At 69.1% G+C, this 23,217-nt stretch carries 23 protein-coding genes and 2 pseudogenes; 14 read left to right on the top strand and 11 right to left on the bottom strand.

The window, feature by feature from the left end; all coding sequences use genetic code 11:
* Nucleotides 1–66: 66 nt before the first annotated feature.
* Entirely contained in the window at nucleotides 67–1,143 is a 1,077-nt protein-coding gene (locus ACIP6N_RS28205; RefSeq protein ID WP_401820208.1) for an NAD(+)/NADH kinase, read from the top strand.
* 37 nt (nucleotides 1,144–1,180) lie between these two features.
* Here the strand turns inward: ACIP6N_RS28205 and ACIP6N_RS28200 are convergent, their stop codons facing one another.
* A complete protein-coding gene (locus tag ACIP6N_RS28200) occupies nucleotides 1,181–2,137 on the bottom strand; it encodes an LLM class F420-dependent oxidoreductase (RefSeq protein ID WP_401820206.1) in 957 nt (318 codons plus the stop codon).
* Nucleotides 2,138–2,443: 306 nt separating this feature from the next.
* On the opposite strand from ACIP6N_RS28200, the gene ACIP6N_RS28195 reads away from it, so the two are divergent.
* Nucleotides 2,444–2,983 carry a DUF6328 family protein gene (locus ACIP6N_RS28195; RefSeq protein ID WP_401820204.1) on the top strand — a complete coding sequence of 180 codons (540 nt, stop codon included), beginning with the start codon at nucleotides 2,444–2,446 and terminating at the stop codon, nucleotides 2,981–2,983.
* Nucleotides 2,984–3,062: 79 nt separating this feature from the next.
* Nucleotides 3,063–3,290 (top strand): DUF5133 domain-containing protein, encoded by a 228-nt coding sequence (locus tag ACIP6N_RS28190; RefSeq protein WP_401820202.1) that lies wholly within the window; start codon nucleotides 3,063–3,065, stop codon nucleotides 3,288–3,290.
* Nucleotides 3,291–3,384: 94 nt separating this feature from the next.
* Here the strand turns inward: ACIP6N_RS28190 and ACIP6N_RS28185 are convergent, their stop codons facing one another.
* Nucleotides 3,385–4,014, bottom strand: coding sequence for a TetR family transcriptional regulator (locus tag ACIP6N_RS28185; protein WP_401820200.1), 630 nt, complete (start codon nucleotides 4,012–4,014; stop codon nucleotides 3,385–3,387).
* Between the two features lie 130 nt (nucleotides 4,015–4,144).
* Here ACIP6N_RS28185 and ACIP6N_RS28180 point away from each other — a divergent pair, with 130 nt between their 5' ends.
* On the top strand, nucleotides 4,145–4,315 hold the full coding sequence (locus ACIP6N_RS28180; RefSeq protein ID WP_401820198.1) for a hypothetical protein: 171 nt from the start codon (nucleotides 4,145–4,147) through the stop codon (nucleotides 4,313–4,315).
* 68 nt (nucleotides 4,316–4,383) lie between these two features.
* A complete protein-coding gene (locus ACIP6N_RS28175) occupies nucleotides 4,384–4,656 on the top strand; it encodes a DUF4190 domain-containing protein (protein ID WP_401820197.1) in 273 nt (90 codons plus the stop codon).
* Between the two features lie 33 nt (nucleotides 4,657–4,689).
* Here ACIP6N_RS28175 and ACIP6N_RS28170 read toward each other — a convergent pair whose 3' ends face one another.
* The 3 genes from ACIP6N_RS28170 to ACIP6N_RS28160 form a co-directional block, all read right to left on the bottom strand.
* Nucleotides 4,690–5,721 (bottom strand): PHP domain-containing protein, encoded by a 1,032-nt coding sequence (locus ACIP6N_RS28170; RefSeq protein ID WP_401820195.1) that lies wholly within the window; start codon nucleotides 5,719–5,721, stop codon nucleotides 4,690–4,692.
* Between the two features lie 570 nt (nucleotides 5,722–6,291).
* Nucleotides 6,292–6,963, bottom strand: coding sequence for an LAETG motif-containing sortase-dependent surface protein (locus ACIP6N_RS28165; RefSeq protein ID WP_401820192.1), 672 nt, complete (start codon nucleotides 6,961–6,963; stop codon nucleotides 6,292–6,294).
* 506 nt (nucleotides 6,964–7,469) lie between these two features.
* Complete coding sequence (locus ACIP6N_RS28160) at nucleotides 7,470–8,705, bottom strand: aromatic acid exporter family protein (protein ID WP_401820189.1); 1,236 nt, start codon at nucleotides 8,703–8,705, stop codon at nucleotides 7,470–7,472.
* Nucleotides 8,706–8,949: 244 nt separating this feature from the next.
* Between ACIP6N_RS28160 and ACIP6N_RS28155 the strand changes: the two genes are divergently transcribed.
* Both ACIP6N_RS28155 and ACIP6N_RS28150 read left to right on the top strand, forming a co-directional pair.
* Nucleotides 8,950–9,696: a uracil-DNA glycosylase gene (locus ACIP6N_RS28155; protein WP_401820187.1), complete on the top strand. Its 747-nt coding sequence runs from the start codon at nucleotides 8,950–8,952 to the stop codon at nucleotides 9,694–9,696.
* Between the two features lie 161 nt (nucleotides 9,697–9,857).
* Complete coding sequence (locus ACIP6N_RS28150; RefSeq protein WP_401820186.1) at nucleotides 9,858–10,409, top strand: bacterioferritin; 552 nt, start codon at nucleotides 9,858–9,860, stop codon at nucleotides 10,407–10,409.
* Between the two features lie 51 nt (nucleotides 10,410–10,460).
* Here ACIP6N_RS28150 and ACIP6N_RS28145 read toward each other — a convergent pair whose 3' ends face one another.
* Together ACIP6N_RS28145 and ACIP6N_RS28140 are read right to left on the bottom strand one after the other, a co-directional pair.
* Entirely contained in the window at nucleotides 10,461–10,706 is a 246-nt protein-coding gene (locus ACIP6N_RS28145) for a hypothetical protein (protein ID WP_401820183.1), read from the bottom strand.
* A gap of 105 nt (nucleotides 10,707–10,811) precedes the next feature.
* A complete protein-coding gene (locus tag ACIP6N_RS28140; RefSeq protein ID WP_401820180.1) occupies nucleotides 10,812–11,261 on the bottom strand; it encodes a DUF6479 family protein in 450 nt (149 codons plus the stop codon).
* A gap of 223 nt (nucleotides 11,262–11,484) precedes the next feature.
* Here ACIP6N_RS28140 and ACIP6N_RS28135 point away from each other — a divergent pair, with 223 nt between their 5' ends.
* From ACIP6N_RS28135 to ACIP6N_RS28110, 6 genes and pseudogenes are all read left to right on the top strand, one after another.
* Entirely contained in the window at nucleotides 11,485–12,393 is a 909-nt protein-coding gene (locus tag ACIP6N_RS28135; RefSeq protein WP_401820178.1) for a cation diffusion facilitator family transporter, read from the top strand.
* A 380-nt stretch (nucleotides 12,394–12,773) separates the two neighbouring features.
* Nucleotides 12,774–12,962: pseudogene (locus ACIP6N_RS28130) on the top strand (transposase); the annotation flags it as partial.
* Nucleotides 12,963–13,547: 585 nt separating this feature from the next.
* Nucleotides 13,548–14,048, top strand: a complete 501-nt coding sequence (locus ACIP6N_RS28125; RefSeq protein WP_401820175.1) for an XRE family transcriptional regulator — start codon at nucleotides 13,548–13,550, stop codon at nucleotides 14,046–14,048.
* Between the two features lie 164 nt (nucleotides 14,049–14,212).
* The gene (locus tag ACIP6N_RS28120; RefSeq protein WP_401820173.1) at nucleotides 14,213–14,722 is read left to right on the top strand and encodes a hypothetical protein; all 510 of its coding nucleotides are present in this window, start codon (nucleotides 14,213–14,215) and stop codon (nucleotides 14,720–14,722) included.
* Nucleotides 14,723–14,753: 31 nt separating this feature from the next.
* Nucleotides 14,754–16,301, top strand: a complete 1,548-nt coding sequence (locus ACIP6N_RS28115; protein WP_401820170.1) for an MAB_1171c family putative transporter — start codon at nucleotides 14,754–14,756, stop codon at nucleotides 16,299–16,301.
* A complete protein-coding gene (locus ACIP6N_RS28110) occupies nucleotides 16,298–16,657 on the top strand; it encodes a hypothetical protein (RefSeq protein ID WP_401820169.1) in 360 nt (119 codons plus the stop codon). Before ACIP6N_RS28115 ends, ACIP6N_RS28110 begins: the two co-directional genes overlap by 4 nt.
* Nucleotides 16,658–16,904: 247 nt before the next feature.
* Here the strand turns inward: ACIP6N_RS28110 and ACIP6N_RS28105 are convergent, their stop codons facing one another.
* Genes ACIP6N_RS28105 through ACIP6N_RS28090 form a run of 4 tightly spaced genes read right to left on the bottom strand, consistent with a single transcriptional unit; the run spans nucleotide 16,905 to nucleotide 22,603 of the window.
* Nucleotides 16,905–17,348 carry a hypothetical protein gene (locus ACIP6N_RS28105; RefSeq protein ID WP_401820166.1) on the bottom strand — a complete coding sequence of 148 codons (444 nt, stop codon included), beginning with the start codon at nucleotides 17,346–17,348 and terminating at the stop codon, nucleotides 16,905–16,907.
* Between the two features lie 10 nt (nucleotides 17,349–17,358).
* On the bottom strand, nucleotides 17,359–21,699 hold the full coding sequence (locus ACIP6N_RS28100; RefSeq protein ID WP_401820164.1) for a DUF6531 domain-containing protein: 4,341 nt from the start codon (nucleotides 21,697–21,699) through the stop codon (nucleotides 17,359–17,361).
* Entirely contained in the window at nucleotides 21,696–22,262 is a 567-nt protein-coding gene (locus ACIP6N_RS28095; protein WP_401820163.1) for a hypothetical protein, read from the bottom strand. The genes ACIP6N_RS28100 and ACIP6N_RS28095 overlap by 4 nt, the downstream gene beginning before the upstream one ends.
* Before the next feature lie 2 nt (nucleotides 22,263–22,264).
* Entirely contained in the window at nucleotides 22,265–22,603 is a 339-nt protein-coding gene (locus ACIP6N_RS28090; protein ID WP_362211928.1) for an SseB family protein, read from the bottom strand.
* A gap of 243 nt (nucleotides 22,604–22,846) precedes the next feature.
* Here ACIP6N_RS28090 and ACIP6N_RS28085 point away from each other — a divergent pair.
* Nucleotides 22,847–23,050 (top strand): annotated as a pseudogene (locus ACIP6N_RS28085) (transposase); the annotation flags it as partial.
* Nucleotides 23,051–23,217 lie beyond the last annotated feature (167 nt).

Here is a 23,217-nt window from a genome sequence, read left to right as displayed (position 1 = left end):
AGCGGACGAACCGGTTTCACCCGTCCTCGCCCGCCGCCGGCCACCGGACAGACGGAGAGCGCCAGCATGCCCGTGCAACGCATTGGTCTCGTGGTTCACCAGGGCCGTCCCGCCGCGGTGGAGGCGGCCAGGACCGTCTTCGACTGGTGCGACGCGCACTCCGTCCCCTGCAAGGAACTCGACGCGTGGAAGGCCCACGAACCGCGCCTCGGAAGCAGGGAGGAGGCCGTGGCGACGGGCAACCCCGATCTGGTCGTCACCCTCGGCGGTGACGGGACCTTCCTGCGCGGAGCACGTCTCGGCGCCCATTGCGACGCGGCGGTCCTCGGGGTCGACCTCGGCCGGGTGGGCTTCCTCACCGAAGTCCCCGCCGGGAAGGTGAGCCGCGCGCTGGACGCGGTCCACGAGGACCGCGCCACCGTCGAGGAGCGCATGACCCTCACGATGCGGGCCTCACGCCCCCTGGAGATCCCGTCCGGGGTCGAGGCGCTGATGAGCTACGGACGCGCGCCCGCGCTGCCGCCGCCGCACGTACGTCCCGACACCGACGACGGGAAAGAGGGCTGGGGTGTGGCACTGGACGTCATCGCGCTCAACGACGTCGTGCTGGAGAAGCTCGTACGGGACCGGCAGGTCAGTGTGGGGGTCTACCTCGCCGGCCGGCTCCTCGCCTCGTACTCCGCGGACGGGCTCGTCGTCGCCACTCCGACCGGCTCCACCGCGTACAGCTTCGCGGCCGGCGGACCGGTGCTCTCCCCGCACATGGACGCGGTGGTCTTCACGCCGGTCTCCCCGCACATGACGTTCGACCGCTCGGTCGTGGCCGCCCCCGACGAGGCGGTCGGGCTGCGCGTCCTGCCCCACTCCGGAAACGTCGCGATCAGCGTCGACGGCCAGCTGCGCGGCGTCCTCGAACCGGGCGACTGGGTCGGTGTGTACGGCGCCCAGTACCGGTTGCGCATGGTGCGGATGGGCCCCACCGACTTCTACAGCAGGCTCCGCGACCGTTTCCGGCTCACCGACGCGCCCGCCGCGGCGATCGACGGCCAGGCCCCTCCGCTGTTCCGCCCGGGCGGCACGGTCCCGGACGACCTGGCACACCTGCGCCTGCCGCCGCTGCCCCCGCCTCCGCCGGCCTGCTGAGGGCCGGCCGGCGGAGGCGGGGGCAGCGGGCCGGCTCTCAGGCCGGCAGCTCCGGCAGCACCTTCGTACGGTAGAAGTCGAAGAAGCCCTGCTGGTCGGCGCCGATCTGGTTGACGTAGACCGTGTCGAAACCGGCGTCGGTGTACGCGCGGATCGCCGTGATGTGCGCGTCCGGGTCATCGCCACAGGTGACGTTCCCGGCGACCATCTCGGGGGTGACGAGCCGCGACGCCTGCTCGAAGTGGGACGGCGTGGGCAGGATCTGCGCCAGCTCGCCCGGCAGCTGGTCGTTGGGCCACAGCCGGTGTGCGGTCCGCTCCGCCTCCTCGCGGTCCGGCCCCCAGCAGACCTTCAGCCCGCCGCGCACGCTCTTGCTCCCGCCGCCTCCGCGCCGGAAGCGTTCCACGGCGTCCGCGTCCGGCGCCATGGTGATGAATCCGTCCCCGATCCGCCCGGCGACCTCGCCCGCGATCGGACCGAACGCGGAGATGTCGATCGGCACCGGCTCGTCGGGAACGGTGTACAGCCGGGCGTTCTCCACGGTGTAGTACTTGCCGCGGTGACTGACCCGCTTGCCCTGGAAGAGCAGCCGCATCACCTGCACGGCCTCCTCCAGCATCTCGAGACGTACGGCGGCCTCGGGCCACGCCCCGCCCAGCACATGCTCGTTGAGCGCCTCACCGCTGCCGATCCCGAGCCGGAAACGGCCGTCGAGCAGCACGGCGCTCGTCGCCGCGGCCTGCGCCACGATCGCGGGGTGCGTCCGCATGATGGGGCACGTCACCGCCGTCTCCACGGGCAGCGAGACGGCCTCGGACAGCGCGCCGATCACCGACCACACGAAGGGGCTCTGGCCCTGCTCGTCGTTCCAGGGATGGAAGTGGTCCGAGATCCACAGGGAGGTGAACCCGGCCTGCTCGGCCATACGTGCCTGCTCGACCAGCGCGGCAGGAGTGTGTTCCTCGCAGGAGAGGAAATAGCCGTACTCCGTCATCCAGACCTCCTCGGGCCGTCGTGTTCCGCCCGGGTGACCGGTGACGGAGCGGAAAAACCTCCCACGCGGCGGAACGGCGGGGCGCGTCTCTCACCGTAGGGACGCCCACGCGGTCCCGCATCACGATCTTCAGCCGGGCGGCGGATGTCCTGCGGGCGGCGGGCGGCCGTGGGCGCGCGGACCGTCGGCACCGGCTCCGTCGAGCTGTGAACTCCGCGCGGGCTTACGGTCGGGACACGGGGCGCCCGCTCCGTTCGCGGTGGTCAGTGGCCTCGCGGTGATCAGCGGCTCCGGCGGGAGGCAGGGATGGCATCGACCGGCGGCAGGCGCGACAGCGACCGCACGGACGACTCCGGCCGTGACGAGACGGGTGAGGAGCGCGCGGACCGGCTCTGGGGCGAACTGCTCCAGGAGCTGCGCGTGGCGCAGACCGGTGTGCAGATCCTGTTCGGCTTCCTGCTGACCGTCGTCTTCCAGGCCCGGTTCTCCGCGCTGTCGGGCAGTGAGCGGGTGCTCTACACGGTCACGGTGATGCTGGGCGCTTCCGCGGTGGGCGCGCTCATCGGCCCGGTGACGTTCCACCGCCTGCTGACCGGACGCCGTCTGAAGCCGCAGATGGTCGTCTGGGCGTCGCGTCTGACCCTTGTCGGACTGGTGCTCCTGCTCTGCACGATGGCCTCCTCGCTGCTGCTCGTCCTGCGTGTCGTCGTGGACGACACGATCGCCGCCTGGCTGGTCGGGGTCATGGTGATGTGGTTCGTCCTGTGCTGGTTCGCGTTTCCCGTCTTCGCCCGGCACGCCGCGAGGACCGGTGGCGCCCGGCGGGACGGCCCGTCCGTTCCATGACGGACGGGCATCAGACGGCGATCACGGGGCACGCGGTGACGGACGTCCCTGTCCTTCCGTCCCGTCCCTGGAGGCCGACATGCCGCTGGCTCACCCCGTCTTCCTGCGTAATCTGGTGAACCGTTACGAAACGCTGGCCGCGGCGCACGCGGGGGCGGAAGGCCGTTCCGTACGCGGGGAGTTCGACGAGGTCTCCCACATGCTGTGTGTGGCCACCGGAACCCGTGATGTGAAGGCGGCCCTGACGGCGGCCGCGCACCGGCTCCCGGGGGCGCGGGTCGGCGAGGGCGCACCGCTGAGCGTCTGAGCGCGGCCTGAACACAGGCCGCTCCGGGCCGCCGCCGCACTCCCGACGGGTACACCGCTGACGGGCCGGCTCCTGACGGGCTCGGGTCTGACGGTCAGTCGAGCCAGTGGCGGCGGCCCAGGCTGATCAGCCGCAGCCGGCGGCGAGCCTCGGAGGCCACGCGCTCCGGCGCGCCAGGCCCTTCCCGCGTGGCGTCGAGGAACGCGGAAGCCGTCATCACCATGTGGTCGACGTAGACCCCGGCCAGCATCCCCAGATCCTCCTCGCTCCAGCCCTCCGACGCCGGCTGCGCGGCCAGCGCGGACGCCACCTCGTCGCCGAAACGGCGCAGTTCCGCGGCGATGGCCTCGCGCACGAGCCGTACCCCGCCGTGCCGCTCGCGGGCGATGAACCGTACATGGGCGGGGTAGGCCCGGACATGACGCGCGATCACCTCCACGGCACCGTCGATCCGCTCCTCGGCGCTCACGGTGTCGGCAAGCGCGTCGAGCACCATCCCGTGCAGCTCGCCGAGCGCCTGTCCGACCAGGGCCACGCCGAGATCGGCCGTGTCCCGGAAATGCCGGTAGAAGGCGGTCGGGGCCATGTCCACGGCCCGTGTCACCTCACGCAGTCCCAGACTGCTGAGCCCCTGGTCCTCCAGCAGGCGCAGCGCCGCGTCCATCAGCGCCTGCCGGGTCTTCTGCTTCCGCTCCTGGCGGACTCCGCCGTGACTGTGACTCATGCCATTCAGTAAACAGCTGTTCTCCGGAAGGCGCGTTGTTAGACTCACTAGTCAGTGAACGACTGTACTCGCAAGTGTCGGAACGACACCGCGGGCACGGTCCGCCCCACGTCCGCAAGGAGGCAATCTCATGCTCGTCCTCGTCGCAGCGGTCCTGCTGCTGGGAGTCCTGCTGGGCACGGTGGCGCACACCCCGCTCCCGGTGAGTCTGATCGGCGCCGCCCTCATCGGCGGCTGGCTGGTGCTGTTCGCCGTCCGGGAGCGCCGGGCCCGCAGCCGGCAGCACCGGCCGCAGCACTGACGCCACGCCATCTCCCGGGCTTCCCCCTCACCTCCCGGCGGCTGATCCCCCGGAAAGGAGTACCGCTCATGACACTCACCGCTCCCGCAGGCAGGCGCACAGGTACCCGTGACGCCGACGGCATGGCCGTCGCCTCGTTCATCGTCGGCCTGCTCGGTCTGCTGGTGATGAACCTCTTCCTCGGCCCGCTGGCCGTCGTACTGGCGAGCCTCGCCCTCTGGCGCGGCACGGCTCGCAAGGGCCGCGCCGTCCTCGGCCTCTCCCTCGGAGTGGCCGATCTCGTGGTCCTCGCGGTGCTCGTCGGCATGGACCACACGGTGTCCTGGAGCTTCGGCGGCTGACGACGCGCCACCGCGGGACACCCGAGGGCCGGGTCAACGGCCCTTCCCCGGACCGGTACGCGACCGCGTCCACCGCCGCAGCTGATCGGCCGTCCAGGTGTTGACGACGCGGTCCGCCGGTACGCCGCACTCCCGCGCCCGCGCACAGCCGAGGAGTTGCCAGTCGAGCTGGCCGGGCGCGTGCGCGTCCGTGTCAATGGCGAAGAACGTCCCGGCCGCGACCGCCGCGCGCAGCAGCCGGCGGGGCGGATCCAGCCGCTCGGGGCGGCTGTTGATCTCCACGGCCGTACCCGACTCGGCACACGCGGCGAACACCGCCCCCGCGTCGAACTCCGACTCCGGACGGCCGCGCCCGGTGACGAGCCGTCCGGTGCAGTGCCCCAGCACATCGGTCAGCGGATCACGGACGGCGGCGATCATGCGCCGGGTCATGGCCGGAGCGTCCATCCGCAGTTTCGAGTGGACGGACGCCACCACCAGGTCGAGTTGTTCCAGCAACGCGGGATCCTGGTCCAGTGAGCCGTCGGGCAGGATGTCGCACTCGATACCGGTGAGCAGTTCGAAGGGCGCCCACCGTTCGTTCAGTTCCGCGATCACGGCAAGCTGCTCCCGCAGCCGCCCGGCCGACAAACCGTGGGCGACGGTCAGTCCGGGGGAGTGGTCCGTGAGGACGGCCCACTCGTGGCCGAGCGCCGCGGCCGCCGCGCCCATCACGTCCACAGGACTGCCGCCGTCCGACCAGTCCGAGTGCAGATGGCAGTCGCCGCGCAGCGCCGCGCGCAGCTCCGCCCCCTGCCCGGCGAGCGGAACGGCCGCCTCGCGCTCCAGTCGCGCCAGATAGTCCGGCACCGACCCCGCGAGGGCCGCCTCCACCACCTGCGCCGTTGTCGGACCGATGCCCCGGATGCGCGTGAGGGTGCCCGCGGCGGTGCGCCGCGCCACCTCGTCGGGGGGCAGGTCCGCGAGCACGCCGGAGGCCGTACGGAACGCGCGTACGCGGTACGTCCGCGCCCCCGAGCGCTCCAGCAGGAACGCGATCCTGTCGAGAGCCGTGACCGGATCCATCGGCGCCCCCTCGTATCGGTCGCCTCTCCCGCATTGTCGGCGCGGGGGCGCCGTCGCGCATCCCGCCCCGGGCGGCGCCCGCGGCCGGCCGGGCACCGCAGGGCGTGGTCCGCCGCTCAGTGGGTAGGCGCACAGGACACAGGGCCGCAGGCGGGGGGATGACCATGACGACGGCGCGGCGGCCCTACGAGCGCGTGCACGGCCGGGGAAACGTGATGGGCCCCGCAGCGGGAAGCTGCGGGGCCCACACGTACCGGGGGGTACGGCGCCGCGGCCCGGCCAGAGGCCGGGCCGCCCGTTGCGTACGTCCCCGGGCCGGCTTCGGTCAGATCTCGTCGTTCACCGTGGTGCGGCGCGACGACGCGCACAACTCCCGCCGTACGGAACCGGATCGACGCGCCCTAAGGGGCGAGCTGTCGTTCGGTCCACGTCTCAAGGCCGGACACGTATCGTCCAGGCCGCCGGATGTTGGCGGCGGAAGTGCTGAACGAAGTCCGGCATGACGACAGGAGCGGGGCCAGCCTGACAACGGCTGATCCGTCCGGAGCGGCAAGGGCGTTCACGTACGGGTCAGTGCTGTACAGCGCGACGCTTACGCGAGGCCCAGAGGATGCCCGCGCCGGCCACCAGGACAACAGCGGCACCGCCGGCGATCATCGGGGTGTTGCTGGACGAACCCGTCTCGGCGAGGTCACCGGCAGGGCTCGGCGCCGAAGAGGCGGGCGGAACCGCGGCGGACGAACTCGGCTCGCTGCTGGGGGCAGCGCTGGGGGAGTCCGACGGCTGCTCCGAAGGCTGCTCGGACGGCTCCTCGGAGGGCTCCTCCGAGGGGGCCGACGGAGACGGGGTGGGCTCCTCGGACGGCGGGGGAGTCTGACCCTCGCAGACCGGAGAGGTCTTGTCGTCTTCCGTCGAGTACCGGTCACCGTCGGCGGCCTTCACCGAAAGGTGAACGGCCAGCGGGGTGTAGTGCTCGGGAAGGTCGATCTTCTTGTGGAGCTGGTCGCCGAACTTCTCGTTCAGAAGCTCAACGCCGTCCGCCGTGGTGAGGCTGACGGAGTTGACCTTGTCGTTGCCATGGCCGTAGGCGGTCAGGTCAACGCTGACGGACGAGCAGTCGATCGACCAGGTCGGCGTGTGCGCACTGGCGGTGCCGGCCGAAAGGCCGACCCCCAGGACACCCGCCGCCGCGACCGCTATGAGAGCGCCGGGGCGCCTCAACGATCTGTTGAATACAGTCACAGAATCCTCCGCGATAACTGCGCCGCCGACAATGACGGCGCGCGCGCACAGTATCGCCATCCGCACCGATTTCCCCACTCGGCCCTCTCAACTTGCCTCCCTCGTGCACCTGATGTCCCGAATGGGCGGTGCGTCAGGAGCTGTGTGCGCGGTGAGGAGACCGTGTGAGCCTGGGGAATAGGCGCCGCCGCCCCCGCTCATAACGAATTGCGGCATATTCAGCAAAGATTCCGCCAACATTTCGGCCTGAAGTGTTTACCGTTCCGTTTTGGACGGTTTCGGGCGTTGTGTCGCGTCGCGTTCGCCGTCCATGCATGTCGCGCGTCGGAGCGGCGTAAAGCCCCTGGGACGGGCCGATGTGACGACGCGTTGGCGACGAGGTTCCCAGTGGTGAATTCGAGTGGCCCGCACGCTCACGCACCGTTCTCGCGGCACGGCGGAATACCGCGAGGGTTATGACCGTGACACCGGGGCGGGCGCGCGAGATGCGCACTCCGCCCGGCGGCTCAGGACGCACGGCCGCGGCGGGCGAGTATGTCGCGAGCCCATTGCCGGGCCGCCGCCAGCCGCGGATGGCGTTCGCGCTGTTCCCGGGTCGCGCGGTCCAGCTCCTCCAGCAACCGCGTCGAGCGGTTCTCTATGTTCAACTCATCGAGGATCCGGTCGATTTCCGTCAGTATCGCGCCATGGAGCTGCCATTGACGCGGATGCCTCCGCACCCCCGCAAGGAGCAGCTGCGCCACGTACTCCCGGTCCGCGGCCGCGGCGGCCAGATCCTCGGCCAGCCGTGACTCCGCCATCTCCGCGCTTTCGCTCACCTGCGTCGTGACCAGGACGGAGAAACTCACGATCGCGTCCGCAACATGGCCGAGCAGGTTCTCCAGGGCGGCGCCCTCCTCCGGCGGGAACAGCGGCTCCTCGCGGCGCGCCTTCGCCAGGTCGGTGAGCGTCCTGGCCAGCACCCGGAGCACCACCGTGCAGATCTCCAGGGTGTCGAGACCGGTACGCAGCACCACCCGGTTCAACAGCCCTTCCTTGACCCTCGGATTGAACCTGAGGCTGTCCTCCGCCTGGCGCAGAGCCGCGTCCACCTCGCTGATGTCGTGGTCGAGACGCCGTGCCTCATGCAGTCGCGAGGCCGCGTGCTCGACCGAGACGGGGCTGGTCAGCCCCTCGCCGACACGCAGCAGAAGCTGCCGCATCCGCCGTGAGAGACCGTCAATGGACTCGCCGGCGGTGCCGATCCACAGCGGCGGCACGAACAGGAAGTTGAACAGGAGACCAACCACGGCGCCGATGACGGTCTCCAGCACCCGGTCCAGGGCGGTGGACGCCACCTCGGTCACACCGAGCACGAGCATCGCGCTGATCGCGACCTCGGGCACGAATTCACTGACCCGCACGATCCGGCCGACGACCAGCGACGCCAGAATGATCAGGCCAAGGCTCCACCACGTGAGCCCGACCAGTTCGCTGAAGCCGATCGCCACCAGCACGCCGGCGACGACCGCGTTCACCCGTCGGATACTGGTCGTCAGAGTGGAGTAGAGCGTGACCTGTACGACGAGCAGCGCCGTCAGCGGAGCGGTGAGCGGCGCGCTCTCGCTGCTCAGCCGGAGGGCCACCACATAGGCGAGAGTCGCGGCCACGGCGGACCGCAGCGTCTGCACGACCGCGGGCTCGCGGCTGCGCTTGACGACGCGGGCCACCGGAACGCTCACTGTGTCTTTGACATCACGCACCCTCAGTCTCTGCCCGCTCGCGCGCCCGCCGGACCGGAACAGTGCCCTGATGGTCCTACCCGTCTCGGTGTTCTCACTGGTTACCAGGGCCTTCTCCCCGCTCGTCGTGTTCGGCGTCACGTCCCCGTCCGGCGGACGTACGGTCCCGGCGACTACCCCGGCACCGGCGGTCCACACAGGCCGCGGACCTGCGGGAGAGGTAACGTCGGCCGACCGGAACGAACCTGACGGAGGGAGAGATCCCATGCTTCCGGGCTTCCCGCGGCGCGAGGCCGGCCTCGCCCGCGACCTCCCCGGGCTGGACGAGCGCGTCTCGCACTGCCGGGCCTGTCCCCGCCTGGTGGCCTGGCGCGAGCAGAAGGCACGCGAGGGCAGGCACGCGTACGAGGGCCAGGACTACTGGGCCCGCCCCGTGCCCGGCTTCGGCCCGGCCGACGCCGCGATGCTCATGGTCGGCCTCGCCCCCGCCGCGCACGGGGGCAACCGCACGGGCCGCATGTTCACCGGAGACCGGTCGGGTGACGTGCTGTTCGCCGCGCTTCACGACATCGGACTGGCCAGCCGGCCCGACTCGACCGCCCGTGACGACGGACTGCGGCTGCGCGGCGTACGGATCACCGCACCGGTCCACTGCGCGCCGCCCGCCAACAGGCCGACCCCGGACGAGCGCGACACCTGCCGTCCCTGGCTGGTCAGGGAACTCGAACTGGTGCGCCCCACCGCGCGCTCGCTCGTGGTGCTGGGAGCGTTCGGCTGGCAGGCCGTCCTGCCCGCGCTGGCGGCGGCCGGCTGGTCCCTGCCGCGCCCCCGCCCGGTCTTCGGCCACGGCGTCCGGGTGACCCTGCCCGCCACCGACGGCGGCGCGGACCTGCGGCTGTACGGCTGCTACCACGTCAGTCAGCGCAACACCTTCACCGGGCGGCTCACCCCCGCGATGCTGCGCGACGTACTCGTCCGAGCCGCCCGCACGGCGGGCCTGAGGAGGAACTGACAGCGGCGGCGGACGACAGCCCGCTCATAGGGCCGTGCGGATGAGTCACGCGCAACAACGTCGGCATCACGGGCGTGTACGGGGAAGGGAGGGGCAGGCGAATGTTCACGCACGTAAAGCCGTTTGAGACGAAAGTGTGAGACGAAAGGAAGTGCACGGCCATGGCCGAGTTCCTGACCGACATCGAGACGCTTCGCGCGCGTGCGCGCCAGGAGATCGACAAGGGCCCGGTGACGGACGCCTACGGCGCCGACCTCAAGCGGGTCCTCCAGGTCCTCAACGAGGCGCTGGCCACGGAGATCGTCTGCACGCTGCGCTACAAGCGCCACTACTACACGGCCACGGGCCTGTACTCCGAGCCTGTCGCCGCGGAGTTCCTGGAGCACGCGGGTGAGGAGCAGCAGCACGCGGACAAGCTGGCCGAGCGCATCGTGCAGCTCGGCGGGGAGCCGGACTTCAACCCGGACACCCTGACCCGGCGTTCCCACGCGGAGTACGACGAGAGCGCGGACCTGATTCAGATGATCAAGGAAGACCTGGTGGCCGAGCGCGTGGCCATCGCGTCGTACACCGAGATCACCAAGTGGCTGGGGGACGGCGACCCCACCACCCGCCGGGTCTTCGAAGACCTGCTGGCGCAGGAGGAGGAGCACGCGGACGATCTGCGCGGACTGCTGGAGCGGCTGCCGCAGAATCTGAAGCAGGGATCCTGAAGCGGAGATCCTGACGAAGCCCTGAGCACGCCGGGTCCCGTACCCAGGACGCTACCGGCCCAGGATCCGACCGGGATGCCCCTCGCGGCCGCTGCGGCGGCGCGCGCGGGGCATCCGGTGCTTTCCGGGGCGCCGGACGGGATCGGCCGGAAGGGCGCAGAGCTGCCGCGGCGTCCTCTCCCAGGAGGCCGGGAACGGCAGTTTACGGTCGCAGCCCACCCGGATCATCTCCATGGAACCGGCGCCGGCGGCGTACGCCTTCACCGCCGACGCGAACTCGTCCACGTCGCCCCGCACGGAATGGACCGCGCGACGCCCCCGGGCGTACGAACTCCGCCGCACCCGCGAACGCGTTCGCACCCGGGCAGCTCCGCGTTCACCTGCCGGGGCCTCGCCCAGGCGTCAGCCGCGTACGGGACCGTCCCCGGGAGGTCCGCCGCCGGGGCTCTCGCCACGGCGCTCGTCGCGCAGGCCGCCGCGGAGGCCGTCGCCCCGCTCGCCCACGTTCCGGCCCCCGTTCTGGCTCCGGCGGGAGCGCTCGTCCTCGTGGCCGAAGGCCTCGTCGCCGTGCCCGCCCAGCTCGTGCGGGGTGAACCGCTCGCCGCCCGTCGGGAACATGTCGGACGGCTCCACGTTCTCCTCGATGTGCGTCGGGTGGGCGGGACGGTGCGGCTGCTCCGAGGGGAGCGGCGGAGGCGGCTCCTTGTCGCGCCGGCGCATCCCGATGATGAAACCGCCGATGAGCAGGGCCACCACGATCAGTCCCACCACCAGGATGAGCGCGAGGGACCCGGCGGTGTCCGCCGCGAGGACGGCGCCCGCGGCGCCATTGAGCATGTTCGGTGGGTTCATGGTCATCCGCGTACCCGATGGCCGGGGCGTCAGTCGGCCGCTGCGCCGGGGGCGCCGTTTTCTTCACTCTGAGGGACGAATTCTCGGCGCTTGGGAACGTTTGGGCCGCGAAGGCGGAGGCACCCGGAACAGGACCGTGGGAGGAAGGATTCCGCACGGTCTCCGTACCGCCCGGCGCCCGCCGGATCCCGCCCGCGCCGAGCACGACACAAAGTGAGACCACGTGAATCAGAAAGAGTCCGACGGCAAGACCCGGGTGACCGTCCTGGTGGCGCTCGCGGCGAATCTCGTGATCGCCGTGGCCAAAGCCCTCGGCGGTCTGATCTCAGGATCCCCGGCACTCCTCTCCGAAGCCGCGCACTCCGTCGCCGACAGCCTGAACGAGGTCTTCCTCCTCGCCTCCCTGCGGCGCAGCCGCAAACCGGCGGACCGACAGCATCCGTTCGGCTACGGCAAGGAGCGCTATTTCTGGGCCCTGCTCGCAGCCGTCGGGATCTTCGTCATGGGTGGCTGCTTCTCCTTCTTCCAGGGGATCGAAGCACTCCGTTCCGACACGCACGAAACCGACTCCGGCTACACGATCGGGCTGATCGTGCTCGGCGTCGCGTTCCTCGCCGAAGGCATCTCGCTCGTACGCGCCCTGCTCCAGGTACGCGGCTCCAAGGAAGGAACCGGGGACCCGGCCCTGCGCACCGTCATCGCCGAGGACGCCACCGCCGTCCTCGGTGTCGTCCTCGCCATAGTCGGCATGGCGCTGCACTGGATCACCGGCAACGTGGTGTGGGAGGCGTCCGCCTCCCTCGCGATCGGTGTGCTCCTCGTCTACATCGCCTACCGCCTCGGCGCCGAGGCCCGCGCCCAGCTGATCGGCGAGTCGGTCGATCCGGTCCTGCGCGGCCGTATCCACTCCCTGCTCGACGCTCAGCCCGAGATCGACAACGTCGCTTCCCTGCTCACCATGAAACTCGGCCTCGAATCCACCCTGGTCGCCGCTCGCATAGACCTGGTTCCCGGCCTCGACAGCGAGACCGTCGAACTGGTCTGTGTACGCATCAAGAGGTCGGTGACACGGACCTGGCCCGAGGCCGACCAGGTCTACCTGGACATCACGGAAGCGCCCTCCGACGAATGACGCGCCCCCGGACGGACCGGGCACACGTCGGACCGGCGCCCAGCACGCCGCTCGGCCTCCTGCCGGCCGAGTCGGCCGTCTGCCCGGGCACCTGCGCCAAGCGAACTTCTGCGTGCCCCGGCGGCCTTACGGGACTGGACGGCGCCGCTGCAGCGCCCGCACTCGGGACGCATGGGCGACTGCGTCGCCCCGCTGCCGGCGGGCATGTGACCCCGATGGAGACCCGACGCTCCACAACTGCCTTGATCCTGTGGTGGAAAGCCAGGAACTCCGACGGGCCGGGACGAGGCGGCGGGACACGCCTAGGGCCTGTATCGAGTCGTGATCAATCTGCGGGATTCGCCCTCGCTTCGGGGGGCGGGTCCTGTAGTCCTGTGTGCATGACGCGGAGACAGTTGACGGACAAGGAGTGGGGGTACGTGGAGCCGTACCTGCCGATCGGCGAGTACGGGCCGTACCCCACGAAACTGCGCGAGCAGTTCGAGGGTGTGATCTGGAAGTTCCGCTCGGGCGCGCAGTGGCGGGAGATGCCGGCCGAGTTAGGTCAGCCGACCCGCTCCAGTTATGGTTCCGCCCCCTTGAGGTGGCGGGCTCGGCGTCCGGAAGCGGCTAACTTCTGGGCGCCGGTTTCATTTCCGCTGGAGGAAGCGCGTCCGTGGCACGCTTGGGTTGTCCTATTCCCTCCCATGTGTTGAGCCCGGTGCCGGCGCGTACCGCCGAGGGACCAGCAACATATGCAGACGGCGGTCAACACTCCAGCGCACAGCGGGCACAGGGCCGATTCGACGCCAACTCGACACATACCTCAGGCCGGCGGACGTTCAGGGCTCACAGCGCGACCGGAAACGGCACCAGTGAGGGCCGGTGGGCGCATCGGATATGTCGCCCTCATGGACGGAGCTGCGCCGTGTCGGCTGCAAGCTGGACACACAGTCGCGGATCCTCGACGACGTTCGATCGAGGGCGTGCGTCCGATGCCCGGGAGTTGCCGCTCCCAGGCACCCGCGCGCGGCTGCAAGGTGGACCGTTTTCGTGAGTGGATGGCACGATGGTCACCCTAGACTCAGATGGGGCGCCGCTGTCAACCCAAGAAAATGAGAACGGGATCGCCATCCACCTCAGTAAAGGCGCAACGCGACCGAAGGACCGCCACGATGGACCACGAGAACGAGCTAAGCACCCAGCAGGAGGGCGCCCGAAGCACGCTCGCCGAGCGCTTGGACCGCCTGTTCACGACCGTGCACCCAAAGGGGCGCGGCCCGTACGCCTACGAAGAGGTCGCGTCAGGCATCCGTCGGCAGGGCGGCCCGACGATCTCCGCAAGCTATATCTGGCAGCTGCGAACCGGCGCCAAGGACAACCCGACGAAGCGACACCTCGAGGCCCTCTCCACCTTCTTCGGCGTAAAGCCCGCCTACTTCTTCAACGACGACGAATCAGAGAAGATCGCCGCCGAACTCGACGCGCTCGCCGCCCTGCGCGATGCAGGCGTGAGATCAGTTGCCCTGCGCGCATCCGGGCTCTCCGACAAGAGCCTCAAGATCATTTCCGAATTCATCGAACGCGCCCGTGAACTCGAAGGCCTCGGGGCCCCCGACGAGAATTCGATCACCGACATGAATTCCAGTGGCAAACATCACGATGACATGAACTGACGCTCATTAGCGATGGAACCCTCACCCCATTTGCGAATAATTGTCCGTATTTGACCGGCGCAATCGGCAACCCTCCAGATGTGCGACCGGAAATGATCCATATACTCGCCACGGCATCGCGGCAGTGAGTCGCGCGTTCGAGAAGTATCGGAGTCGGAGGGCAGATGAGGTCCGGTCGTTCGACGCCTGCCCAAGATCAGGGAATCCGGCTCGAATCCATCCTGGACGATCTCGACCTTCCGGACCCCTTCAAGATCGAGGAACTGCTCGCGCGCGTATCCAAGAAGCGCGGCCGTCCTATCCACCTGCACGCGTTTCCGGCGATCACTGGTGACGAACTGCCCTGCGGAGCCTGGCTCGCCACGGAGAAGGCGGACCACATCCTCGTGGAGGAATCCACCAGCCCTCTCCACCGGGACCACATCGTGCTGCACGAGGTCAGTCACATGCTCCTCGGGCACACCCCTCGCCAAACCCTCGGCCGCGCCTTCCACCACCTCGACGCCGACCTCGTGACGGGTGTCCTTGGCCGCACGAGCTACGAGACCGAGGAGGAGCGGAGCGCGGAAACGCTCGCCGGCCTCATCGCGACCCGTGCCGCTCTGCGTGGAAACGGCGACCGGACCACCCCCAGCACCTTGCGTCGGCTCAACGCCGCGCTCAGCGACTCCTGAGACTCCCCCCACACCTGAGACTCCCCCACAAATGATTGATGCGATACCCGCCGTCCTGCTCTGGGCCGTCACCCTCTGGCGCGCCCCCTCCGCCTTCCGGAGACCCGAACGACTCAGTCTCTGGCTGGCCTTCGCGGCACTCGCTGCGGCCATGACAGTTCGACCGGTCGCCATCGCAGCGGCGGTCGACGAGCACCTGCACGTCACCAACCTGTCGTTCCTGATCAAGCACATCTGCGGGACCGTCGCGGCGGCATCGGTCCTCACTTTCGTCGCCGACATGGCCGAGTCGAAGACCGGGATGCGCGTATCCGGGCTGCACAGGGCCGTGCCTGCCGTCACGGTCGTCCTGCTGGCTGCCTGCTTCTTCGCCACGCCCCAGCCTCGCGAGGCGGAGGATCTCCTGGCGGACTACGCCGACCACGCCACGATCCTCGCGTACGGCGTCATATGGACCTCCCACCTCGGCGCCGCCCTGCTCAGCGCCACGCTGCTGTGCTTCCGCTGGGGGCGCCGCCCCGACAGCGGACTTGTCGGCCGAGGGCTGATCCTCATCGGCACCGGCACAGCCGTCGGCCTCATATACGCCCTCCACCGCGTCGCCGTGCTGTTCATCGACTACGTCGGTAGCAATCTGCTCGGCGAACACGTCAACCACGTGCTCAGCACGGGCCTGCTCTTCCTGGCCCTACTGCTGATCGTGCTGGGGAGCACCCTCCCTGCCGCCCCACGCGTCCTCGCCCGCATCCGCTCCCACTGGCAGCTCGTCAGCCTCTACCCCCTGTGGCGCACCCTCACCGACGCCGTCCCGGAGACCCGGCTCGACACCCCGCCAAGCCGCGTCGCCGACGCCACCAACCCACTGCGTACACATGACCGGCTGTACCGGCGCACCATCGAGATCCGCGACTCGATCCTCACTCTCGCCGACTACGCACCGGCGGAACTGCGCGGACGCTCCTACGACCACGCCACCTCCCTCGGCTTCATCGGCGCTCACGCCGACATCACCGCCGAGGCCTGTTGGCTCGCCGTCGCCCGCGAGGAACGGCTCCGGGGAGCGGCCACTGGCTCCGGTGAACCCATGCCCCCGCCAGCGGAGGCCGCGACCTCGCCACCGAGATCCGCGCCCTCACCACGCTCAGCACCGCCTACCGCTCCCGCGCCACACAGGACTTCCTCCGCGCCCACCTTGAGGAGACACCGGCATGACCACCGCCACCCAGCTTCCACCCACTGCCGCCGTTCCTGCCGAGAGGCGATCCGCCCGCCTCGTCACCGAGGTCCTGGCGCCCGCCAACCTGGTCATCGGCGTCCTGCTGGTCATCGGCTGGCACTCCACCAACTCCCTTGCGGGTGCGGGCTGGGGGCCTGCTGGCAGGCGCCTTCTGCGGCGGCCTGCCGATCGCCTACATCGTCGCCGGAGTCCGTCGTGGGCGCTGGACGGACAAGCACCTCAAGGTTCGGTCCCAGCGGTGGACACGGCTCTTCGTCACCCTTAGTTCCGTCCTCATCGGCACGGGCCTGCTCCTGGCGCTCGACGCGCCCCGCGAGGTCGTCGCCCTGGTCGCCGCCATGATCGCCGGCCTGCTGCTGACCATGGCGGTCACTGTCTGGTGGAAGGTCAGTGTCCACACCGCCGTCGCCTCCGGCGTCGCCGTCGTCATCACTGTCGCCTATGGCTGGTGGGCCGCCCTCCTCTTCCTCGGCGTCGCCGCCGTCGGCTGGTCCCGTGTCTCCCTCCGCGACCACACCACAGCCCAGGTCATCGCGGGGCCATCCTGGGCGGCACGGCGGCGGCTGTGGTTTTCGCAGGGCGGCGCTGACCTCCAGCACTTCTTCGGAGCGCTGCCACGCTCCGACCACACGGCTGGTTTACCGTCGCACCTGAATGAGACGGTGCATGCCGCTGGCACGGGCGGTGCGCTAGTGTGACGCGGCCGCAGGTCAGGACCATGCTGTAGGACCGCTGGTCAGCAAACTCCCAGCATGAGTCAGGAGCGGTGCACGTGGCGACCAAACTCATCCGTGGGATGGGCAGTTTCTTCAAGACCTGCAGCTGCAAACGGCAGGGCGGATGCGCACACCCCTACGCTATCCGGTTCCGCAACGGAGCGGGGCTCCATGACCGCCTCGCCCGCCGCCAATACCGCTCCTTGAGGAGGCGAGGCACGAAGCGGTCTCAGTCCGGCAAGGTTGCCAGTGCTTCGCGCAGCTCATCGGTTGAGTACCCAGTGCGTAGGGAAATCTCCCGGGGACTGTGAGCATGGAGGACCCAGCGCGCTGCGGGGGCCCACCACTGCGCGACGCTGGCGGGAACGGTGACGGTGGTGTGGGCGGGCGCCGCCCGAGTGTGGTTGTCTCCGTCGCGGGCAAGAGCTGGTGCGGCGTCCGATTCAGGGAGCATGGTCGAGAAGACAAGTGTCAAACGGTGAGCTTCCCCATGCTCTTTGGACTGCCGACGAGCGCTCCTGAGCCGTGACAACAGATCTTCCAGTTCTTCGGCATCGCATCCGAAACCCTGCAGTCTCTCGGCGGGGAACTCATTGAGTTCGCGTGTCAGGAAGTAAAGCCTCGTGAACTCCGAGTGGGAGAGACTGACGCTGCGGCTGGTTTGCTCGGACATACCGCTCCTCTTATTCCAGGTCCTCGAAGTAGGAGTATCCCTGCTTGGGGGTGAACACGGTGCCCCCGTCACCGTCCACGATGACCACGGCCTCCTTGTCCGGGTCCCAGAAGGCCTCTCGACCATTTCGCAGTCCGTATTTCGGTTCGATGTTGGGTATGCGCTCGTTGATCACTCCGTCGACGTAGAACTTCAGGGCCTTGGGGTCGACTCCTCGCACGTAGTGCGTTCCGTTGCCGTCGGGGCGGAGCGCTTCACCGTTGGCGTGGTCCGCGATCTTCTCCGACTCGGGTTCGAGGTCGTAGGGAGCCAGTCCGAGCGGGTCGGTCAGCCGGATCGGGTTTCGAGGGTACGCATGGTGGTTGTCCGAAGGGGTGAGACCGAGCGGGTCTGGGGTGAGGAATCGAGCCGTTTCCGGGTCGTAGTACCTGAGGTAGTTGTAGTGAAGGCCGCTCTCGGGGTCGGCGTACTGGCCTGGGAAGCGGAGGGGGCAGGTCTCCACGTCGGAGGGAGCAGGGACAGGGGTTCCCCAGAGGGTAGTCCGGTGCTGCCACGTCATTTCGCCGTCTGGGGTGAGCAGTTCGGTGGGCGTCCCCGTGGCATCCGTGACCACGACACGGAAGCGTGAGGTTCCCACTTCGCCGACCGTCTGGGTCAGGGGGCGGTGAGTCTCCGGGGCGTGGTCCCAGGTACAGGTCGCACCGCCCCGGGCGGTCTGTTCCGCGAGGCGGGTCGTATCCCAGGCGAGGGTGAGAGTCGCGCCCTTCGGGTCGGTCTTGCCGATGCGGCGGCCCAGGGGGTCATAGGAGTACGTCCACGTCTCGCCGTCCGGCGTCACGACCCGCGTGAGCTTGTCCTCGGCACTCCACGCGTAGGCCCACGTCCGGGTCTGACCGTTAAGCAGCTTGCGGGTCTTACGGATCAGGCGGCCCGCGGCGTCGTGTTCGTACACGGTGCGGCCCGCCTTGCGGACCAGGGTTCCGGTGAACTCCCTCTCGCCAGAGGTTTCCTGTCCTGGCGCCGAGGCGTGGGTTTGGTTCCCGGCCGCGTCGTAGGCGTAGCGCTCGGTCCAGCCGTGCGCTTGTACACCCGTGACCCGGCCGACCGGGTCCAGGGTGAAGTGGCGAGTACCGGACGTCAGTTCGCGAATCTGAGTGACGTATCCGTCGGGCCGGTAGGCGTAGGTGCGGTGTTGGATGAGGTCATCGGCGGCGGAAGTAACCGTCTGTGCGGTGATTCGGCCGGTGTCATCCCAGCGTTGACTGAGGGTGACACCGCCGACGGCACGCTGTGTCTCGTGACCGGTGGCGTCGTGGGTGAAGGTAAGGGTGTTGCCCGCCGTCGTGAGGGTCAGGGGTCGGTCGGCGGCGTCGTACGTCCAGGTCGATGCCAGCCCGGACGGAGTCGTGCGAGTCAAACGGTTGCCCACCGCGTCGTAGGCGGAGGTGATCGTGCGGCCATTGACCGTCTCCGCCAGGACTCGGCCCAGGGGGTCCCGCTCCAGGGTCAGGACCGCGTCGCTGTTGGAGGCGCGGGCGAGGGCCCCTCGCGTACCGTAGGCGAAGGTCGTCAGTTCGTCCGTCGTCTCGTCCTGCTGGGTGAGCACCCGCCCCATCGCGTCATGTGTGTACCGCAGCGTCTGGCCAAGCGCATTCGTCCGGGCGGTGAGGCGGCCCGCCGCGTCGCGCTCGTAGGAGCGGGTCACCCCGTTGAAGTCCGTCTCGGCGACCAGGCGGCCGGCGGTGTCGTACTCATAGCGCCATTCATGCCCCTGGGGGTTGGTGACGGTCACCAGGCGCAGTTCGGTGTCGTAGGCGAAGGCGTAGTGGGCGCCGTCGGGGTCGGTGCGGGTGGCGGGCAGGTCGAAGTGGGTGTAGGTGTACTCGGTGGTATGACCGGCCTGGTTGGTGTGTTTGGCGAGGTTGCCCTCGCAGTCCCACTTCCATTCCTCGCGAGTGCCGTCAGGGTGCTCGCGCCAGGCGGGCTTGCCCTCGATGGTCCAGCCGAAATGGGTGGTGCGGTCGAGCGGGTCGGTGAGGGCGGTGACGCGGCCGTGGGGGCCGCGGCGGACGTGGGTGGTGTGTCCCAGGGGGTCAGTGACCGTCACCGGGAGCCCCGCCGCGCCCGTCGTCACTGTCGTCGTGCGCCCGAGCACGTCCGTGACTGAGGTGAGGTGGCCTGCCTCGTCGTACGTCCAGTGCGTAGTAGCGCCCGTCGGGTCCGTGGTGGAGGTGCGTGCGCCGCGGCCATCGTAGGTGTGGCGCCATTCCACACCATCGGGCTCGCGGATCTTCGTCGGGAGGCCGTTCTCGTCGTAGACCGCCTCGGCGCTGCTTCCGTCCGGACGCTCGATGTGGGTGAGGTTGCCGTCCTCGTCGTACGTGTACCGCGTCGTGTGGCCGAGTGCATCGGTGACGGTGAGAGGGAGACGGTTGGTCTCGTCCCATTCGGTGCGGGTGGTGTGACCAAGCGGGTCGGTCACCTCGACGACCTTGTGCGCCTCGTTGAGGACGTACGTGGTGACGTTGCCCTGGGAGTCGGTGTAGCGGGTGGTGCGGTGGGCGTCGTCGTAGTGGAAGCGGCCCGAGAGGATGCCGGTCGGCCCCACGGTACGCAGGACGCGACCGCGGTGGTCGTAGACGTAGGCGAACGCGGTGCCGTTGCGGTCCTTCCAGGATGTGATGCGGTGCTCGTCGTAACGGTAGAGTTGCGGCTTGCCGGTGGAGTTGGCGACCTCGATCAGGTCGCCGCTGTCGTCGTAGGTGAAGGCGACGAGCCGGGCGCTGTGTTCATGTTGCTCGCCGTGCAGGAGACGCAGGGCCGTGACGCGATGCAGGGCTGTGTCGGTGTCGACGACGATGCGGTAGCCGCCGGAGTGGGTGATCCGGGTGGGTACGCCGTGCTCGTCGTACACGAAGTCGATGCGGTCGCCCTCACCGCTGCGGTCGGTGATCGCGTGGAGCGCCAGTTCTGGGCCTCCCACCGGGAGCCGGGCAAAGTGCAGGCGGCGGTTCTCCTCCGGGATAGTGAGGGTGAAGGCGCCGTCCGGTTTGCCGTCCCAGCGCAGCGGCCAGCGCGGGCCGGAGACGGGCAGGGTGAGGGTCTCCGGCTCTGGTACCGGGTATCGCAGCACCATGCCGTCGGCCGCGATGTAGACGAGTCCGGCATCGTCCAGTTCCAGGCGCTGATCGAGGGTGGCCGCCCAGGTGGGACCGAACCAACCGCCGCACGGGTGACCGGAGACGTAGTGCCGCTCCAGTACCAGCGGCAGGGCGCCGGGCAGACTGACGTCCGTGGCGGACATGAACATCTCGCCGGTTGCGACGTCGACCGGCTCGCCCTCTCCGCACTTCTCCTTGGTGCACTTGTCGTGCTTGTTCGGCTCGCCGTCGGCACGCTCGGCGGCGCTGCCGTCGCGACGCAGCGCCCGCTCGCGTCCCGCCAGCCGCTGAGCGGCAGTCTTAGCGGTCGAGGCGCCCTTCCGCAGGGCGCCCCCGCCGCCGGTGGCGAGGGCGAGCAGCAGATCCGGGGTGAGCTGGCCGGCGGCACGGCTGGGGTTCCGCTGCCACTCCTCCCAGTTGGTGACGGCCTTGGCGAACTCCTTGGGGTGGTTCGCGGCGTAGGCGGCCCCGTCGATCGCGCCCGCCAGTTGCAGGCTGGCGCCACCGGGGCCGTCCTCAGCCATGTACTCGAACTGCTTCCACATGTCCTTGGCGCTGTCGCCCATGCCGCCGAAGAAGTCCCCGACGCCCTTCTTGAAGCGGTTCCAGCCCTCGGGCGCGTTGGGGGCCTTCTCGGCCGCCTTGGCGAGCTTGGCCTTGGAGTCGTCGACGACGCCCTGCAGCTCGCTCTCCAGTTTGTCGAGCCGGCGATAGCAAGAGTCCAGCCCGGTGATGGGATCGTCGTCCGGCGGCCGCTCGGGCAGCGTGTCATCCCCGCGGTCGACAGCGGCGTTGTAGGCCGTGACGTTCTCCCAGTACTTCTTCGACGCAGCCCTTACCTCGTCCGCGTCCTCGATGATCGGCTTGGCCCGGTTCTGCACGGAACGCAGCTTGTCGGCGTAGGCGTCCAGAGCGCCCGCCGCGGAGGTGAAGTACTTGCGTGCCGACTCCAGCTCCCTGGGCAGACGTTTGCTCGCGTCCTGGAAGCTATCTGCTGCGGCACCGGTCCACGGGAGCAGGGACAAGTCGGTCAGCTTGTCGTAGCCGTCCTTGAACGCGCCCGCATAAACACGGAGCTTGATGACCAGGTCGTCAATCTTCTCGGGTTTGCCCGGTATGACCTCTTCGGGCTTGGCGTGCGGGGGTATGCGCTCAGAAGCGCCGCCCTCCATGGCGTCCTTGTGCGTCATGCGACAGGGCCCTTTCCACCGCCGTCGACCACCCAGCCCTCACCGCCGTCACCGGCCACGCGGTAACGAGGATTGCTGGTTGGATCGCCCGTGACGACCGTACCGTCACCACTGCCGCTACCGCCGTCGAGCCACGGCTCCTGGTAGATCTCGGGAGGCGGATCGAAATGAGGCCGGTCTCCGTTCCTCCACGCACGCAGGCCGTGTTCGCCCATGGGGAGTTTGGCGATGTTGTCCTCAGTCGGCGCAAAGTTCTCGAGCTGCAGCAGGTCCGCCATCATGTAGGCCGCGATGGCCTGCCGCAGGCCTTCAACGATGGAGTCGGCGTGCTCGGCGAGCCGCCCCATGCCGAAACCCCACTCGGACAGCACGTCCTTGGCCGGCTTCTCGATGTCGACGGTGGCCGCGTTCTGGATCCCCTGAGCCATGGACTTCCAGTCACGCTTGATTTGGTGCGCCGCGACGACGGACTCCTCCATCGGCGTCATGATCTTGCGCACCTCAGCGATCTCGATCCTGTAGCCATCCCCCGGCGCAGGCCCATCCGCTCCGCCCCCTGCCATGTCTACTCCCCCTCCACCTCTGCCGGCTCCTCCAGCATCGCGGCCTCCAACAAGAACGGGTTCGGCCCCAACAGGTCCACCAGCGCCCGCACCCCTTCAGGCAACAGCCCTACCAAGTCCTCGGCCGTGGTCGACGCCCAGTCACATGCTCCTGCGAACAGAGCCAGCTCCTCCCAGGAGGTGAAGACCGGCACTATCGGACCATCCACGGTCTCGGACACAAAAAAACCGGGGCTCTCCGGCCGCTGGAAGTACAGCCGTGCGGCGCGCAGTTGAGCCAACCGTTCCGCCGGAGACATCCGCGCCATCGCCTCGTCGCGGACCAGGTCACGCAACGACATCCCTATTCCCCCTCTTCCATCCGAGCCCTGAGCTGGATGAAACACGGGAAGGATCATCGCATATCCATCGGCGCTGGTCGGGAGAGCAATGAAACCGACTGGAACGATCCTGTGGCGCACGCCGACACCACAGCCGGCTCCCTCGTGCCACAACGCCCCGGACTCCGCCCCCCTGCCAGTCGCAGATAGCCGTCGTACGCTAACGTCCCCACTCACCGATACCGCTGTCCGCTGAACCTTGCAGGCGCGAAGTTCCCCAGGGCCGTCAAGAAGATCACCGGTGATCAGGAGCAGTTGCTGGCGTTCTTCGACTTCCCCGCGGAGCACTGGATTCACCTTCGGACGACCAACCCGATCGAGTCCACATTCGCCACCGCCCGGCTGCGGACCAAAGTCACCCGCGGTGCCGACTCCCGCGCCGCCGCCCTAGGCCTGTATCGAGTCGTGATCAATCTGCGGGATTCGCCCTCGCTTCGGGGGGCGGGTCCTGTAGTCCTGTGTGCATGACGCGGAGACAGTTGACGGACAAGGAGTGGGGGTACGTGGAGCCGTACCTGCCGATCGGCGAGTACGGGCCGTACCCCACGAAACCGCGCGAGCAGTTCGAGGGTGTG

The sequence above is a fragment of the Streptomyces sp. NPDC088725 genome, from assembly GCF_044751305.1.
Lineage (GTDB): Bacteria > Actinomycetota > Actinomycetes > Streptomycetales > Streptomycetaceae > Streptomyces.
The sequence above is the reverse complement of the archived record's forward strand: the minus strand, read 5'-3'. Positions and strand labels throughout refer to the sequence as shown.

What these genes read in the sequence shown, in the direction of transcription:
- ACIP6N_RS28180 (WP_401820198.1), top strand. Translation starts at nt 4,145, where the DNA reads ATGCTCGTCCTCGTCGCAGCGGTCCTGCTGCTGGGAGTCCTGCTGGGC.
- ACIP6N_RS28120 (WP_401820173.1), top strand. Translation starts at nt 14,213, where the DNA reads ATGAGGTCCGGTCGTTCGACGCCTGCCCAAGATCAGGGAATCCGGCTC.
- ACIP6N_RS28140 (WP_401820180.1), bottom strand. Translation starts at nt 11,261, where the DNA reads ATGAACCCACCGAACATGCTCAATGGCGCCGCGGGCGCCGTCCTCGCG.
- ACIP6N_RS28190 (WP_401820202.1), top strand. Translation starts at nt 3,063, where the DNA reads ATGCCGCTGGCTCACCCCGTCTTCCTGCGTAATCTGGTGAACCGTTAC.
- ACIP6N_RS28200 (WP_401820206.1), bottom strand. Translation starts at nt 2,137, where the DNA reads ATGACGGAGTACGGCTATTTCCTCTCCTGCGAGGAACACACTCCTGCC.
- ACIP6N_RS28195 (WP_401820204.1), top strand. Translation starts at nt 2,444, where the DNA reads ATGGCATCGACCGGCGGCAGGCGCGACAGCGACCGCACGGACGACTCC.
- ACIP6N_RS28115 (WP_401820170.1), top strand. Translation starts at nt 14,754, where the DNA reads ATGATTGATGCGATACCCGCCGTCCTGCTCTGGGCCGTCACCCTCTGG.
- ACIP6N_RS28205 (WP_401820208.1), top strand. Translation starts at nt 67, where the DNA reads ATGCCCGTGCAACGCATTGGTCTCGTGGTTCACCAGGGCCGTCCCGCC.
- ACIP6N_RS28105 (WP_401820166.1), bottom strand. Translation starts at nt 17,348, where the DNA reads ATGTCCGAGCAAACCAGCCGCAGCGTCAGTCTCTCCCACTCGGAGTTC.
- ACIP6N_RS28185 (WP_401820200.1), bottom strand. Translation starts at nt 4,014, where the DNA reads ATGAGTCACAGTCACGGCGGAGTCCGCCAGGAGCGGAAGCAGAAGACC.
- ACIP6N_RS28100 (WP_401820164.1), bottom strand. Translation starts at nt 21,699, where the DNA reads ATGACGCACAAGGACGCCATGGAGGGCGGCGCTTCTGAGCGCATACCC.
- ACIP6N_RS28095 (WP_401820163.1), bottom strand. Translation starts at nt 22,262, where the DNA reads ATGGCAGGGGGCGGAGCGGATGGGCCTGCGCCGGGGGATGGCTACAGG.
- ACIP6N_RS28170 (WP_401820195.1), bottom strand. Translation starts at nt 5,721, where the DNA reads ATGGATCCGGTCACGGCTCTCGACAGGATCGCGTTCCTGCTGGAGCGC.
- ACIP6N_RS28125 (WP_401820175.1), top strand. Translation starts at nt 13,548, where the DNA reads ATGGACCACGAGAACGAGCTAAGCACCCAGCAGGAGGGCGCCCGAAGC.
- ACIP6N_RS28110 (WP_401820169.1), top strand. Translation starts at nt 16,298, where the DNA reads ATGATCGCCGGCCTGCTGCTGACCATGGCGGTCACTGTCTGGTGGAAG.
- ACIP6N_RS28090 (WP_362211928.1), bottom strand. Translation starts at nt 22,603, where the DNA reads ATGTCGTTGCGTGACCTGGTCCGCGACGAGGCGATGGCGCGGATGTCT.
- ACIP6N_RS28175 (WP_401820197.1), top strand. Translation starts at nt 4,384, where the DNA reads ATGACACTCACCGCTCCCGCAGGCAGGCGCACAGGTACCCGTGACGCC.
- ACIP6N_RS28155 (WP_401820187.1), top strand. Translation starts at nt 8,950, where the DNA reads ATGCTTCCGGGCTTCCCGCGGCGCGAGGCCGGCCTCGCCCGCGACCTC.
- ACIP6N_RS28150 (WP_401820186.1), top strand. Translation starts at nt 9,858, where the DNA reads ATGGCCGAGTTCCTGACCGACATCGAGACGCTTCGCGCGCGTGCGCGC.